Raw genomic sequence first — 14264 nt, forward strand, 5'->3', positions numbered from 1 at the left:
TTTTTCTTTGCCCGCGCCCGGCGGTCCGGCTGCGGGCCACCCGCCCCCGCTGGGACCCCCGGCGCCGAGACCCCGGCGTGGAGGCTCTCCGCCTCCGCAGGGGTAGGCTTCGCCTCCGGGGGCTGCCATAGGGAGACAGAGTCCGCCCGCGGCCGAGTACCGGGCCGCATGCCGCGGACCGCGGCGGGTGCCGCCCCTGTCCGATCCGTACGGAGGGGCTGACGATCACGTGAACCTGCGTGACAAGCTGCGCGGCCTGCTGGTCAGGCTGTACGCGCGCCGGGTGGAAGGCCACCTGGACCACGATCAGGTGCCGAAGCACATCGGCGTCATCATGGATGGCAACCGCCGGTGGGCGAAGGCCTCGGGTTCCAGCACCGTCCACGGCCACCGGGCCGGCGCGGACAAGATCGGTGAGTTCCTCGGCTGGTGCACCGAGACGGACGTCGAGGTCGTCACCCTCTGGCTGCTGTCGACGGACAACTTCGACCGGCCCGAGGAAGAACTCGTCCCGCTGCTCGGCATCATCGAGGATGTCGTCCGCAGCCTCGCGGCCGACGGCCGCTGGCGGGTGCACCATGTCGGCAACCCCGACCTGCTGCCGGCCGGGATGCAGACCAGCCTCAAGGAGGCCGAGGCGGCCACCGCGCAGGTCGACGGAATAGTGGTCAACGTCGCCATCGGTTACGGCGGCCGCCAGGAGATCGCCGACGCGGTGCGTTCCATGGTTCTCGACGCCCACGAGAAGGGCACCTCGATGGAGGCGCTCGCCGAGGCCGTCGACGTCGACATGATCGGACGTCATCTCTACACCCGGGCCCAGCCCGACCCGGACCTCGTCATCCGTACGAGTGGCGAGCAGCGGTTGTCCGGATTCATGCTGTGGCAGACCGCCCATTCGGAGTACTACTTCTGCGAGGTCTTCTGGCCGGCCTTCCGCAAGGTCGACTTCCTGCGCGCGCTGCGCGACTACGCGGCCCGCCACCGGCGTTTCGGCGGCTGAGGAGCCTGTCCCCGCCGTCCCGTCACCACTCCACCCCGGGACGGCGAACGCTTCGGGGCACCGGACGTAACGGGGAGTTCATCGGGGCGCCGCCCGGCGATCGGGCATGACGGTGATGGTTCGAGGGCATAAGTCAGACAGGTCGACACCCGAACCACGGGTGTCGGATCTCAGCGGGCGGCCCGGGGCCGTCCGCCCGGGAGGCCCTTTGCACCAGCCCGCCCGTGCGGTCACGGCACGGACGAAGCAGCGGAGGGCCGGTTCTCGGCCCGTGCATCGGCGCCGTCGACCGGTCCAGCTCCGCTCCGTCGCTCCCCGACCTCTTCCGAGGGGGTACGTCCTTCCGTGGTGACCAGCACAAAGCGCCACAAGCCCGACCGGCGCACCTATGTCATCGACACCAGCGTCCTGCTGGCCGATCCCAACGCCCTGAGCCGCTTCGACGAGCACGAGGTCGTGCTTCCCGTCGTCGTGGTGACGGAATTGGAGGCCAAGCGGCACCATCCCGAACTCGGCTACTTCGCCCGGCAGGCCCTGCGCCTGCTCGACGACTTCCGGGTGCGGTACGGCCGCCTCGATGCTCCCCTCCCGATCGGGGACCTCGGCGGAACCCTGCGTGTCGAGCTCAACCACTCGGACCCCAGCCTGCTGCCCAGCGGCTACCGGCTGGGGGACAACGACACCCGCATCCTCGCGGTCGCCCGCAATCTGCAGGCCGAGGGGTTCGACGTCACCGTCGTGTCGAAGGACCTCCCGCTCAGGATCAAGGCGTCCTCCGTGGGACTCCTCGCCGAGGAGTACCGCGCCGAGCTCGCCGTCACGGACGCCTCCGGCTGGACCGGAATGTCCGAACTGACCCTGCCCGGCGAGCAGGTGGACGTCCTCTTCGAGGAGGGCCATGTCTACGTGCCCGAGGCGGCCGACCTGCCCGTGCACACGGGGCTGACCATCCAGTCGGAGCGCGGCAAGGCCCTCGGCCGGGTCACCTCCGAGGGCAACGTCCGACTGGTGCGCGGTGACCGGGAGGCGTTCGGCATCAAGGGCCGCAGCGCCGAGCAGCGGATCGCGCTCGACCTGCTGCTCGACCCCGACGTGGGAATCCTGTCCCTCGGCGGCCGGGCCGGCACCGGCAAGTCGGCGCTGGCGCTGTGCGCGGGTCTGGAGGCGGTGCTCGAGCGCCGTCAGCACCAGAAGGTGATGGTCTTCCGCCCGTTGTACGCGGTGGGCGGACAGGAGCTCGGCTATCTTCCCGGCAGCGAGGCCGAGAAGATGAGCCCCTGGGCGCAGGCCGTCTTCGACACGCTGTCGGCGGTCACCAGCCGCGAGGTCATCGAGGAGGTCACCGCGCGCGGGATGCTGGAGGTCCTGCCGCTCACGCACATCCGGGGCCGCTCGCTGCACGACGCGTTCGTGATCGTGGACGAGGCCCAGTCGCTGGAGCGGAACGTACTGCTGACCGTGCTGTCCCGGATCGGCGCCAATTCGCGGGTCGTCCTGACCCACGACGTCGCCCAGCGGGACAACCTCAGGGTGGGCCGGTACGACGGTGTGGTCGCCGTCGTCGAGAAACTGAAGGGCCATCCGCTCTTCGCCCACGTGACCCTGAACCGGTCCGAGAGGTCCCAGATCGCCGCGCTTGTGACCGAAATGCTGGAGGACGGGCATGTCTGAGCGGTCTGGGGAGTCCGGGCGGTCCGGGTGATCCGAACCGTCTGCCCCGTCTGATGAGTTGACGCCGTCCGGAAAGGCGAAGAGCCTAGCCGGGCGGCGTCGGCGTGCGTGCGGCTTTCCGCCAATCGCCTGGGACAAACGGGATGTGAGCTTTCACACCCATGAGGGAATTGCCTCCCGGCTCCGTATTACGGCAGAGTCTCATTCCTGTCAGGCCCCGCATACGACACAGCCTTGCCCCCAGCGGTAGGGCGCCACATGAGCACCAGCATCAACTCCATAGCGTCGTCGTATGCCGCCCGAGCACCATGCGGCGCTCCCGTTCGGGAGTTGCCCACCGGGTCCGTGCCTCCCGTGACCCGAGTTGGGGAGGCCAGTGTCAGGGGCACGATTGCGTCCGCGAGGGTCACCGAAGCGGTCGACGCTGGAAGGAAACCGTGTGAGCCGGATTTCGGTCCGGGGATTCGCAGTGGCTTCGGCCACCGCGGTCACCGCTGTCGGAAGTGTCGTCGGAGTCGCGTCGGGCAGTGTGGCGCAGACCAATAATGACGCCGAGGCGACGGCGGCCGGCACCACGCTGCTCGCGGACATCCCCGTGGGCCAGCAGGTCGAGGTGCAGACCGCGTCCCTGACGCAGCAGGCCGAAACCATGGCCATCGCCGCGGACACGAGCGCCAAGAAGGACGCGGAGGAAGCGGCCCGCAAGGCAGCCGCCGAGACCGCGATCGCCAAGAAGCAGGAGGCCGCCGAGAAGGCGGCCAAGGCGGAGAAGGAAGCCAAGGAGCGCGCGGAGGCCGAGAAGGCCGCCAGCCGCTCCAAGACGGCCTCCGCGTCCGCCGCCGACTTCGCGGTCCAGAGCTCGTACAGCGTCGCCGAGGTCCAGGCGATGGCCCGGCAGATGATTCCGGCCGCCCAGTTCCAGTGCTTCAGCAACATCGTGGACCACGAGTCCACCTGGAACTACAAGGCCGTCAACCCCTCCTCCGGTGCCTACGGTCTCGTCCAGGCGCTGCCGGGAACCAAGATGGCCTCCGCCGGTGCCGACTGGCAGACCAACCCGGCCACCCAGATCAAGTGGGGCCTCAACTACATGAACGACCGCTACGGCAGCCCCTGCGGCGCGTGGTCGTTCTGGCAGGCCAACAACTGGTACTAGAGCCCCGCTCGGTACCAGCCCCGCTCAACCCCGGCAGAGCCCCCACCGTAGGACGGTGCGGGGCTTTCGCCATGTACGGTCTGATCGACGCTCCCGGGGGAAGCAGGGGAGTGATGAGGAGAACCGGGGGAAAAGGACGCATCATGTCGCACGTGCCAGGATGGCTCGGCCGGATCGGAGCCGGACTGACCGAGGTGAGCAGGCGGTTGGAGGAACGCCGCGCCGAGATGGAACGGGAGAACCGGGCGCGCCCCGAGCCCGACGCCACGCCCGACTCGGCCGCATCCCTCCAGGTGCCCGCCACCCCCGCGGCCTTCACCACCTCCGCCGAACCCGCCGAACCCGCCGAACAGGCCGACCGGGTGCCCGTGACACCGGGCGACCACGGCCCCGCGGCGGCTCCCACCCTCGTCCTTCCCTCCCGTCCCGATCCCGCGCATGCCGTGCCCTGGGGCGTGCGGGTCGCCGCCGAGGCCGGCTGGCGCCTGCTGGTGCTCGCGGGGACGGTCTGGGTGCTCATGCGGGTCATCGGTGCCGTCCAGCTCGTGGTGCTGGCCTTCGCCGCCGCGCTGCTGATCACGGCGCTGCTCCAGCCGACGGTGGCCCGGCTGCGGAAGATCGGGCTGCCGCGCGGACCGGCCACGGCGCTGACCGCGCTGTTCGGGTTCGTCGTCATCGGCCTCATAGGGTGGTTCGTGACCTGGCAGGTCATGGAGAACATCGACACCCTCTCCGACCAGATCCAGGACGGCATCGACGAGCTGCGCAACTGGCTGCTCAACAGCCCCTTCCACGTCACCGACCACCAGATCAACGAGATCGCCAAGAACCTGCGTGAGGCGGTCGGCGCCAACACCGAGCAGATCACCTCGGCGGGTCTGGAGGGCGTGACGGTCGTCGTCGAGGCGCTCACCGGCATCCTGCTCGCGGTCTTCTCGACCCTGTTCCTGCTCTACGACGGCAAGCGCATCTGGGGGTGGACGCTGAAGCTGGTGCCCGCCGCCGCCCGTCCGGGGGTCGCCGGCGCGGGACCGGCCGCGTGGCGGACGCTGACGGCGTATGTGCGCGGCACGGTGATAGTGGCACTGATCGACGCGATCTTCATCGGCCTCGGCATCTACTTCCTGGACGTGCCGATGGCGGTGCCGCTCGCCGTCTTCATCTTCCTGTTCGCCTTCATCCCGCTCGTCGGCGCGGTGATCTCGGGCGCGCTGGCGGTCGTCGTCGGCCTGGTCACACAGGGCGTGTTCACGGCCGTCATGACGCTGGTGGTGGTCCTGGCGGTGCAACAGATCGAGGGCCACATCCTCCAGCCGTTCATTCTCGGCCGCGCGGTCCGCGTCCATCCGCTCGCGGTGGTGCTGGCGGTCGCCACCGGAGGCGTGGTGGCGGGGATCGGCGGTGCGGTGGTCGCCGTACCGCTGGTCGCGGTGACCAACACCGTCGTGGTCTACCTCCGCGCGTACGCCCAGGAGCCGGCCGCGCATTTCGCCCCGAAGCCCCGGGGCGCCACGGTGGCGTCGGCGGCCATGAGCCACCCCGTGCCGCCGGCCCCGCCGGAGTCACCCGCCGGGCCGAAGCCGCCGGAGGACGGCAGGGGCACGCGAGCGGAGGACGAACGGGAGTAGGCAGCCGCTCCGCCCTCGGCTCCCGGTGGGGCCGATGCGCGCGGAGTCACTCCCCGAAGTCCCCGAGGCCCTCGATGTCCGCGAGGGCCGCCTCCGCGTCCAGGATGGTGGCGACGGCCTGGATCACCGAAGCGATCTTGAAGGCCTCCTGGACGACCTCGCGTTCGACGCCCGCCCTGCGCAGGACCGACTCGTGCGCGTCGAGGCACAGTCCGCAGCCGTTGACCGCGGAGACCGCGAACGCCCAGAACTCGAAGTCGACCCGGTCGACGCCCGGGTTGCCGAGGACGTTCATCCGCAGGCCCGCGCGCAGGTCGCCGTACTCCTTGTCCGACAGCAGGTGGCGGGTCCGGAAGAAGACGTTGTTGAGGGCCATCACCGAAGCGGTGGTCTTCGCCGCCCGGTACGCCTCGGGCGACAGGACCGCCTTCGCCTCCGGCGCCAGCTCGCGCAGCACGACGGCCGAGCGCGAGGCGATCGCCGTCGACAGCACCGTCCCCCACAGCCGCTGGACCGGCAGGTCCGAGGCGCCGATGGCCGAGTCCAGGTTGAGCTTCAGGTCCCGGGCGTAATCGGGGAGGCGGGACTTGAGGGACTCGACGGACTCGAACGACATGGGGCACGCTCCTGGTAGCCGGGTGGGCCGGACGCGGTCCATGCTGCCAGCGGCGGCGGCGGCGGCCGGTCCCGGGCACCCCGTGCCGCCCGGGACCGGCCGCCACGTCCCCGCTCACTCCGTGCGCAGGCCGTCCGGCCGCATCATGCGCAGGAGGGGCGGCAGGCTCAGCAGCGTCACCACCAGGACGACGGCCGCACCGAAGCCGGTCATCCGCAACAGGCTCGCCCAGTCCACCCGTACCGGTGTCGACGTCATCCGCAGCAGGACGGCGCCCAGCGTGACACCCACCGCCGAGGCCAGCAGCAGCCCCAGACCGATCGGCACGGCCGTCTGCCACAGCACGGACAGGCTCAGTGTGCGCTTCCGGGTGCCGAAGGCGACCAGGGCCGACAGCAGCTTGCGGCGTTCGCGCAGCTGTTCCAGCTGGGAGACCAGCAGACTCGCCCCGATCAAGGCCAGGACACAGGCCGCGCCGACGAACAGGCCGGTGCGGATCGAGTCGTAGGTCTCGGAGCGCTCGGTGGCGCTCCACCTGACCGCGTCCGTCAGCGGATGGATCGCGGCGGCCGTGTTCCGCACGTGCTCCATGGCGTACGGCACCGAGTCGTCGATCCCGAGGTAGAGCTGACCGGAGAGCGTGTCGGTCATCCCCGCCGTCACCGCGCCCGGCGTCAGCAGGAAGCCGCCGCGCTCATTGTCCACCGGGTCCGGAATCGACCGGGCCTGCTCGACTTCCGCGGGAACCGTCCAGGTGACGCTCTCGCCGTAGCCGGAGGGGGCCGAGAGAGCGGGCACCTCGAGGTAGAGGTCCCGGCCCGGCCTGTTCAGCGTCGGGGTGCCGGTGTCGTACTCGGCGCCGGACACCGCGAACACGTCGCCGTCCCGGCACGACGGGAGCTTCGCCACCGTGCGCAGGGTCGCGCAGTCGGCGACGGTCAGCGCGGCGGTACTCTCCGGTTCCTGCTGCCAGGGCTTGTCGGCGAGGTAGCCGTAGGACAGTGCGTAGACCTTGTTCACCCCCTTGGTGCCCGCCAGCCTCTCGGCGGCGGGGGCGAGTTCCTGGCCGTCCGGCAACCCCACCTGCGCCTGGGCCAGCGACACGTCGAACCCGGTGTCCTCGGTGTAGTCGCCCTCGACGCCGGCGAACAGCATCTGGAGCGCGATCGCGCCGGCCACCGCCACCGCGATCCCGTTGACCATCCGGGCCGCCGCGCCGCTGCTGAGCTGAAGCCGGCGCACCGCCAGCTGCCACGACAGGCTGCCCCTGCCGAGCCGGGAGACGACCGTCTCCACGATCCACGGCAGCAGCGCGGTGATCCCGATGAGCAGCAGCAGAACACCGCCGGCGACCATGTACTCGTTGAATTCCCCGTTCTCGCGGCCCTGTCCGACCATCGGGTAGAGCATCGCGATGCCGGCCAGCGGCAGCAGCAGCCGCCACCACAGCCGCCGCCGGGGCGGACGCACCGTACGGACCACGCCCAGCGGCTCGATGACGACCCCGCGCAGCGCGAGCAGCGTCACCAGCACCGCGGCCGCCGGGACCACCACCGCGACCAGCAGGGCCAGCAGCGGCGACGGGTTCAGGAAGCTCGGGAACACGCTGACGCCGAACACCTCGACGGAGGCGGCGACCTGGCGGCCGATCAGGAAGAATCCGGTGCCGAGGACCAGCCCGAGCAGCGCTCCGGCGAGTGCCTCGCCCCCCGCGATGCGCCGGGTGGTCGCCGCGTCGGAACCGACCAGCCGCAGCGCCGCCAGCCGGCGGTCACGCCGCTCGCCGCCGAACCGTACGGCCGTGGCGATGAACACGGCGACCGGCGTCAGCAGCACCACGAAGACGACCAGGATCAGCAGCATGAGCACCGGGTCGTTCTCTTCTTCGGAAACCTGCCCGGGAGGTGAGCCGAAGCTGTCCAGGCGCACCGCCGACGTGCCGCCGAGCCGGTCCGCGAGCCCCACGGCGCCCGCGTAGTAGGCGAGCTCCTGCGAGCCGATGAGCCCCTGCTCGCCGATCGTCCCCACGACGTCGTACGGCAGCCGCTCGCGCAGCAGCCCGGTGCCGTCCGACGCGAGGAGCTCCTTCAGAGCGGGGGAGACCACCATCTCACCGGACGCCGGGAACTCGCTCAGGCCCGGCGGCAGCGGGGCCTCGGGGCCTTCCGGCTCCATGATCCGGCCCCGGATGCCCTCGCCCCGGAACTCTGTGTCGGTACGCGCGGTGATCAGCGTGTCGTCGGCCTTCGGGATGACCTCCGTGACGAAGGGCCAGTCCAGGCGCGCCTCCTCCCGCCGGTCCCGCTCCGTCAGCACACCGGGCAGCGCGGCGCAGAGCAGCAGCAGCGCCACGCCGAGACCGACACCGACGCCGGTGAGCAGCGCCCTGACCCATCCCTCGCGCCCGCCGGCCAGGGCGAACCGGAGACCCATGCCCAGGTCCCGGACCACCCTCCGCGCCTTCGACTCCCCACGGACGGCGGGGGCGGAGGGAGCCGCGGGGGCGGTGCGGGCGCGCTCCTTGGTCCCGCTCATACGGCGTGCTCCATGTCCCGGGACTTCCCGTCGCGTACGACGATCTCGCGGTCGGAGTACGCGGCCACCCGCGCCTCGTGCGTGACCAGGACGACGGCGGCGTTGGTGGACCGGGCGGCGTCGGTGAGCAGTTCCATCACGCGCTCGCCGTTGAGCGAGTCCAGGGCACCGGTCGGCTCGTCGGCGAACAGCACCCGCGGGCCGGTGACCAGCGACCGGGCCACGGCGACCCGCTGCCCCTGGCCGCCGGAGACCTCGCCGGGCCGCTTCGCGCGGACGTCGTCGACCTCCAGCCGCTCGAGCCAGGTCAGGGCGGCCCGCTCGGCCTCCTTGCGGGGCATGCCGTTCAGCCGCATCGGCAGTGCGACGTTCTCCACGCAGGTCAGCTCCGGCACGAGCTGCCCGAACTGGAACACGAAGCCGAACTCCGAGCGCCTGAGCCTGGAGCGCTCGGAGTCGTTCATCGCGGTCAGTTCGCGCCCGTCGTACGTGATCGAGCCGGAGTCGGGCGTGACGATCCCGGCGAGGCAGTGCAGCAGGGTCGACTTGCCCGACCCGGAGGGGCCCATCACGGCGACGACCTCGCCGGGGTGGATGGAGAACGCGGCGCCGTCGAGCGCGGGGGTGGGCCCGTACGCCTTGCGCAGGTCCTGGGCGACGAGCAGGGATCCGGCGGGGATCGTCATCGGGAGACCGCCTCACGGAGTTTGTCGAGGCGCGCGGCGGTGAGCTCAAGCCAGCGCAGGTCGGCCTCGAGGTGGAACAGGGCGTGGTCGCAGATGAGCTGGTCGGCCAGGTCGCCCTGGCGCTTGCGCTCGGTGAGGGCGCGCATGCCGCGCAGGTGCTCGGAGCGCTGGGTGTCGAGGATGTCGGCGGCGTCGCGGCTGGTGAGCAGTGCGAGGACGACCTTGGTGTAGAGCGTCGACTGGAGGTACGGCTCCGGCTTCTCCGGCGTGGCGAGCCAGCGGGCGACGTCGGTGACGCCGGCCTCGGTGATCGCGTACCGCTTGCGCTCGGGGCCGTCGCCGGCCTCGATGCCGTCGACTTCGACGAGTCCGTTCTTCAGCAGGCGGGACATCGTCGAGTAGACCTGGCCGTAGTGCAGGGGCCGGTCGTGACCGAACTTCGCGTCGAAGGCCCGCTTCAGGTCGTAACCATGGCGCGGGCCGGACTCCAGGAGTCCGAGGAGTGTGTGACCGATGGACATGGCGAGCACTCTACACAGTGTGTATACGCACCGTGTATACGCCGAGTGTGTAGACCGAGGAGCAGGGGTGTCGACGCCCAGGTGGGGGCCGGTTGTCACGGTTCTGCAACCGGGGCGGGGGCTCGGGCCGAGGGGTGTCGAGGACCCGGAGGTACCGGATGGCGGCGCCGGGAGGGCGGGGCTGGGCGAGGGGGCCGGGGGAGCGCCGGAGGAGGTGAGAGCTGGGGGCTGGGGGAGAGGGAGGGCCGGAGGAGGCGAGGAGCGGGCCGGGGGGAACGCCGGAGTCCGGGGCGAGTGGCGCCCGGGAGGTTCGGGTCGGCGGAACCTGGCCGTGTCGCCGGGCGGTGGTGGTGCGGTTGCGGCTGCCCGGGAGGCGTGGCAGGGGAGCCTGAGGGCTCGGAGAGGGGGGCCGGAGGGGATCGTCGGTGCCCGGGGGTGAATCACCCGGCCCGGAAGGTTCGGGTCAGCGGGGCTGGGAGGGGTCCTCGGGCGGCTGCTGTGCGGACTGCTGCCCGGACGACGGCTGCGGGGGTGCGGACGGGGGCTGTACGGGCGGGCGCCCCCGGCGGGGCAGGGGGCCTGCCTCGCCGGGCAGCCGGCCCGACTCCGCGAGGGCCCGCCGCAGCAGGAACTCGATCTGCGCGTTCGCCGAGCGCAGCTCGTCGTTCGCCCACCGCGCGAGTGCCTCGTACACCAGCGGGTCCAGCCGCAGCAGCACCTGTTTGCGCTGCTGCTGCGGCCTGCGCCGAGGGGCCTGGCCCTCGGGGGAGTCGGAGGGGGCGGTCACTGGTAGAGGGTCCCGGTGTTGAGGACCGGCTGGGCGGCGCGGTCACCGCACAGGACCACCATCAGGTTGGACACCATCGCGGCCTTGCGCTCGGAGTCCAGCTCGACGATGTCCTGCTCGGCGATCCGGGCCAGTGCCGTCTCGACCATGCCCACGGCGCCCTCCACGATCAGCTGCCGGGCGGCGACGACCGCGCCCGCCTGCTGCCGCTGGAGCATCGCCGAGGCGATCTCGGGGGCGTAGGCGAGGTGGGTGAAGCGGGACTCGATGATCTCGACGCCGGCCGCTTCCACACGTGCGCGCAGTTCGACCGCGAGCTTCTCGGTGATCTCCTCGGCGTTGCCGCGCAGCGAGAGGCCGCCCTCCTCGTGGGCGTCGTACGGGTACTCGATGGCGATGTGCCGGACGGCGGCCTCGGTCTGGGTGGAGACGAACTCGACGTAGTCGTCCACCTCGAAGGTGGCCTGCGCGGTGTCCGCCACCCGCCACACCACGACCGAGGCCAGCTCGATCGGGTTGCCGTAGGCGTCGTTCACCTTGAGGACCGCGGTCTCGTGGTTGCGCACCCGGGTCGAGATCTTGAGACGCGAGGTGAAGGGGTTCACCCAGCGCAGGCCGTCCTGACGGATCGTGCCCTGGTAGCGCCCGAAGAGCTGGACCACGCGGGCCTCGCCCGGCGCCACCATGTTCAGCCCGCACATGGCGAGGAACGCGGCGAGGGCGATCAGGATGCCGAAGATGATCAGCAGGGCCTTTCCGGCGACCGCGGTGACCGCCGTGGCGCTGATGGTCATCCCGACGCCGAGCAGCAGTCCGGCCAGGCCGAGCGTCAGGGCGAGCCCGCCGCCGATGCTGTGCGCCGTCGTCTCCCGCACGCGCGGGGCCGGCATCTCGGGGACGTCGGCCGCGGGTGGTGCGGCCTGTGCCGCGGTCTGCGTGTCGTGTGTGGACATGGGTGATCCCCCGCCTTTCGGGGCGCCGCGGCATGAACCGGGTGCCGCTAGCGCCTGCCTATCTAAGTGATATCACTTTAGCGGTTCGCGGCAACCGTGAACAGGTTTCGCACGTCGGTTCTGGTGAGGCGGGCGGAGATTCGGGTGGGGAGGGTGCTGATTGTCACGCCCGTAAAGGCCGGATCGGCCGACGTTTGTCATAGCTTCCGGTGTTAGTTTGCGGAGTTGACCTGAGCGGCGAATCCGTGTGCTTCGGCAGCACACACGAACGAAGCGGAGCAGAGCGGACCCATGGGACGAGCGGAAGAACGACGCGCACGACAGCGCGGTGGGCACCGTGCGGCATCCGGGGGCCGTTCGTCGGGCGGAAACGGCCCGGGCCGGATACGCCGCCTCTTCACCTGGAAGAAGATCCTCGGCACGGCCTTCGGCCTCTGCCTGCTCGGCATGGGCGCCTTCGTCGTGCTGTACATGGTGATCGACATCCCCGAGGGGAACGCCGACGCCCAGCAGCAGAGCAACGTCTACAAGTACAGCGACGGCTCGGTCATGGCCCGCGACGGCGAGGTCAACCGTGAGGTCGTCGAGCTGGCGCAGGTCCCCAAGCCGGTCCAGCGGGCGTTCGTCGCCGCCGAGAACAAGACGTTCTACAAGGACGCCGGTGTCGACCTCAAGGGCACCGCGCGCGGTCTGCTCAACACCGTGTCCGGCAAGGGCGCGCAGGGCGGCTCGACGATCACCCAGCAGTACGTGAAGAACTACTACCTGACCCAGGAGCAGACGGTCTCGCGCAAGCTCAAGGAGGTCGTGATCTCCCTGAAGCTCGACCAGGAGAAGTCCAAGGACTACATCCTCGCCGGCTACATGAACACCAGCTACTACGGCCGTGGCGCCTACGGTGTCCAGGCCGCAGCCCAGGCCTACTACCAGGTCGACGCCGAGGACCTGACCGTCGAACAGGGCGCCTACCTCGCCGCGCTCCTCCAGGCACCGAGCCAGTACGACTGGGCGGTGGCCTCGGACGCCGGCAAGAAGCTCGTCAAGAACCGCTGGAACTACGTCCTGGACAACATGGTCGAGGAGAAGTGGCTGGACGCCGCCGAGCGGTCCGGCATGGAGTTCCCGGTGCCCGAGGAACCCAGGGGCAACCCCGGCCAGGCCGGTCAGGCCGGCTACCTGGTGAACGAGGCCAACGCCGCGCTCAAGCGCCGGCTGGTCGACGAGGGCACCGCCGCGGACGCCAAGGAGGCCGACGCCCTGGTCGACCTCGGCGGCTGGACCGTCACCCTCAACATCGACAAGAAGAAGCAGAAGTCGCTGGAGGAAGCGGTCAAGAGCCGGCTCACCAGCAAGCTGGACGCCGAGGAGCGCGAGGTCGACGCCGACGTCCAGGCCGGCGCCGTCTCCGTGGACCCGAAGACGGGCGCGGTCGTGGCGATGTACGGCGGCGTGGACTACCTCGAGCACTACACGAACAACGCGACCCGCCCCGACTACCAGCCCGCCTCCACCTTCAAGCCGGTGATCCTGGCCGCCGCCGTCGAGGAACAGGCCGAGACGCAGGACGGCCGGCCGATCGTGGCCGACACCGTCTACGACGGCACCAGCAAGCGCCCCGTCGAGGACAACGGCACGAAGGTCGGCTTCGCCCCGGAGAACGAGGACGACCGGGACTACGGCGACATCACCGTCCAGACGGCCATGAACAAGTCCGTCAACTCCGTCTTCGCGCAGATGGGCGTCGACGTCGGCATGGAGAAGGTGATGGAGACCGCGGGCAAGCTCGGCATGGACGTCGAGGACCTGGAGGCGGTGCCCGCCCAGACCCTGGGCTCCATGGGCGCGAGCCCGCTGGACATGGCCGCCGTCTACGCCACCCTCGACAACCACGGCAAGCGGACCACCCCGACGATCATCAAGTCGGCGGAGCACCTCAACCGCACCGTCACCGTCCCGGACGCCGTCGGCGAGCAGGTCATCAGCCGCGAGACCGCCGACACGGTGACCTCGGTCCTGACCGGCGTGGTCGACGACGGCACCGCGCAGGCCTCGGTCCGGGACAACCCCCTGCGCGACGGCCAGCAGGTCGCCGGCAAGACGGGCACCTCCGACGACAACAAGTCGGCCTGGTTCGCCGGCTACACCCCCGACCTGGTCACCACGGTCGGCCTGTTCGGCGAGGACGACAAGGCCCCGCACCCGCAGGTCGAGATGTACGGCGCGGGCGGCCGGCCCCGGGTCGACGGCGGCGGCTTCCCGGCGCGGATCTGGGCGGCGTACACCTTCGGCGTGGTGGAGGAGACCAGCAGGTTCGACCTGGAGACCGACCAGGGCGCCGCCGTCGCACCGCCCCCGTCGTCGTCGGCGCCCGCGTCGCCGTCCCAGTCGCCCACCGAGGAACCGACGACCGAGGAACCGACCACGCAGGCTCCGACCACCGAGGAGCCGACCGAGGAACCGACGACGGCCGAGCCCTCGACCGAAGAGCCGACGACCACACCGCCGTCGTCCCCGACGTCCACCCCGCCCACGATCGAGATCCCGCCCGACCCGGACGAGACGCCGGACGGCGGGGAGCAGCAGTAGGCGGGGAGGCGAACGAGGTGGGGGGGGGGCGGGGGGGGTGGGGGGGGCCCCCCCCCCGACCGGGGGGGGGGGGGAGGCGGGGAGGGCGACCCCCCCCCCCCCCCCGGCCGGACCCCCGAAAA

At 71.0% G+C, this 14264-nt stretch carries 11 protein-coding genes; 5 read left to right on the top strand and 6 right to left on the bottom strand.

The window, feature by feature from the left end; translation table 11 throughout:
• Nucleotides 1-229: 229 nt before the first annotated feature.
• The 4 genes from ACFWVE_RS19925 (at nt 230) to ACFWVE_RS19940 (ending at nt 5458) form a co-directional block, all read left to right on the top strand.
• Complete coding sequence (locus ACFWVE_RS19925) at nt 230-1003, top strand: isoprenyl transferase (RefSeq protein ID WP_384015677.1); 774 nt, start codon at nt 230-232, stop codon at nt 1001-1003.
• Between the two features lie 345 nt (nt 1004-1348).
• Nucleotides 1349-2674: a PhoH family protein gene (locus ACFWVE_RS19930; RefSeq protein ID WP_384015679.1), complete on the top strand. Its 1326-nt coding sequence runs from the start codon at nt 1349-1351 to the stop codon at nt 2672-2674.
• Nucleotides 2675-3113: 439 nt separating this feature from the next.
• The gene (locus tag ACFWVE_RS19935; RefSeq protein ID WP_384015681.1) at nt 3114-3830 is read left to right on the top strand and encodes a transglycosylase SLT domain-containing protein; all 717 of its coding nucleotides are present in this window, start codon (nt 3114-3116) and stop codon (nt 3828-3830) included.
• A 143-nt stretch (nt 3831-3973) separates the two neighbouring features.
• A complete protein-coding gene (locus ACFWVE_RS19940; protein ID WP_384015683.1) occupies nt 3974-5458 on the top strand; it encodes an AI-2E family transporter in 1485 nt (494 codons plus the stop codon).
• Nucleotides 5459-5504: 46 nt separating this feature from the next.
• Here ACFWVE_RS19940 and ACFWVE_RS19945 read toward each other — a convergent pair whose 3' ends face one another.
• From ACFWVE_RS19945 to ACFWVE_RS19970, 6 genes are all read right to left on the bottom strand, one after another.
• A complete protein-coding gene (locus tag ACFWVE_RS19945) occupies nt 5505-6074 on the bottom strand; it encodes an alkyl hydroperoxide reductase (protein WP_384015685.1) in 570 nt (189 codons plus the stop codon).
• A 114-nt stretch (nt 6075-6188) separates the two neighbouring features.
• The gene (locus tag ACFWVE_RS19950) at nt 6189-8507 is read right to left on the bottom strand and encodes an ABC transporter permease (RefSeq protein WP_384015705.1); all 2319 of its coding nucleotides are present in this window, start codon (nt 8505-8507) and stop codon (nt 6189-6191) included.
• A gap of 98 nt (nt 8508-8605) precedes the next feature.
• Nucleotides 8606-9295 carry an ABC transporter ATP-binding protein gene (locus tag ACFWVE_RS19955; protein WP_384015687.1) on the bottom strand — a complete coding sequence of 230 codons (690 nt, stop codon included), beginning with the start codon at nt 9293-9295 and terminating at the stop codon, nt 8606-8608.
• Nucleotides 9292-9816 carry a PadR family transcriptional regulator gene (locus ACFWVE_RS19960; RefSeq protein WP_384015689.1) on the bottom strand — a complete coding sequence of 175 codons (525 nt, stop codon included), beginning with the start codon at nt 9814-9816 and terminating at the stop codon, nt 9292-9294. Before ACFWVE_RS19960 ends, ACFWVE_RS19955 begins: the two co-directional genes overlap by 4 nt.
• Nucleotides 9817-10279: 463 nt before the next feature.
• The gene (locus ACFWVE_RS19965) at nt 10280-10603 is read right to left on the bottom strand and encodes a hypothetical protein (protein ID WP_384015691.1); all 324 of its coding nucleotides are present in this window, start codon (nt 10601-10603) and stop codon (nt 10280-10282) included.
• Complete coding sequence (locus ACFWVE_RS19970) at nt 10600-11556, bottom strand: SPFH domain-containing protein (protein WP_384015693.1); 957 nt, start codon at nt 11554-11556, stop codon at nt 10600-10602. Before ACFWVE_RS19970 ends, ACFWVE_RS19965 begins: the two co-directional genes overlap by 4 nt.
• A 291-nt stretch (nt 11557-11847) precedes the next feature.
• Here ACFWVE_RS19970 and ACFWVE_RS19975 point away from each other — a divergent pair, with 291 nt between their 5' ends.
• A complete protein-coding gene (locus ACFWVE_RS19975) occupies nt 11848-14142 on the top strand; it encodes a transglycosylase domain-containing protein (RefSeq protein WP_384015695.1) in 2295 nt (764 codons plus the stop codon).
• Nucleotides 14143-14264: the final 122 nt, after the last annotated feature.

Source organism: Streptomyces sp. NPDC058632 (assembly GCF_042717095.1).
Lineage (GTDB): Bacteria > Actinomycetota > Actinomycetes > Streptomycetales > Streptomycetaceae > Streptomyces.

What these genes read in the sequence shown, in the direction of transcription:
- ACFWVE_RS19940 (WP_384015683.1), top strand. Translation starts at nt 3,974, where the DNA reads ATGTCGCACGTGCCAGGATGGCTCGGCCGGATCGGAGCCGGACTGACC.
- ACFWVE_RS19945 (WP_384015685.1), bottom strand. Translation starts at nt 6,074, where the DNA reads ATGTCGTTCGAGTCCGTCGAGTCCCTCAAGTCCCGCCTCCCCGATTAC.
- ACFWVE_RS19950 (WP_384015705.1), bottom strand. Translation starts at nt 8,507, where the DNA reads ATGGGTCTCCGGTTCGCCCTGGCCGGCGGGCGCGAGGGATGGGTCAGG.
- ACFWVE_RS19955 (WP_384015687.1), bottom strand. Translation starts at nt 9,295, where the DNA reads ATGACGATCCCCGCCGGATCCCTGCTCGTCGCCCAGGACCTGCGCAAG.
- ACFWVE_RS19960 (WP_384015689.1), bottom strand. Translation starts at nt 9,816, where the DNA reads ATGTCCATCGGTCACACACTCCTCGGACTCCTGGAGTCCGGCCCGCGC.
- ACFWVE_RS19970 (WP_384015693.1), bottom strand. Translation starts at nt 11,556, where the DNA reads ATGTCCACACACGACACGCAGACCGCGGCACAGGCCGCACCACCCGCG.
- ACFWVE_RS19975 (WP_384015695.1), top strand. Translation starts at nt 11,848, where the DNA reads ATGGGACGAGCGGAAGAACGACGCGCACGACAGCGCGGTGGGCACCGT.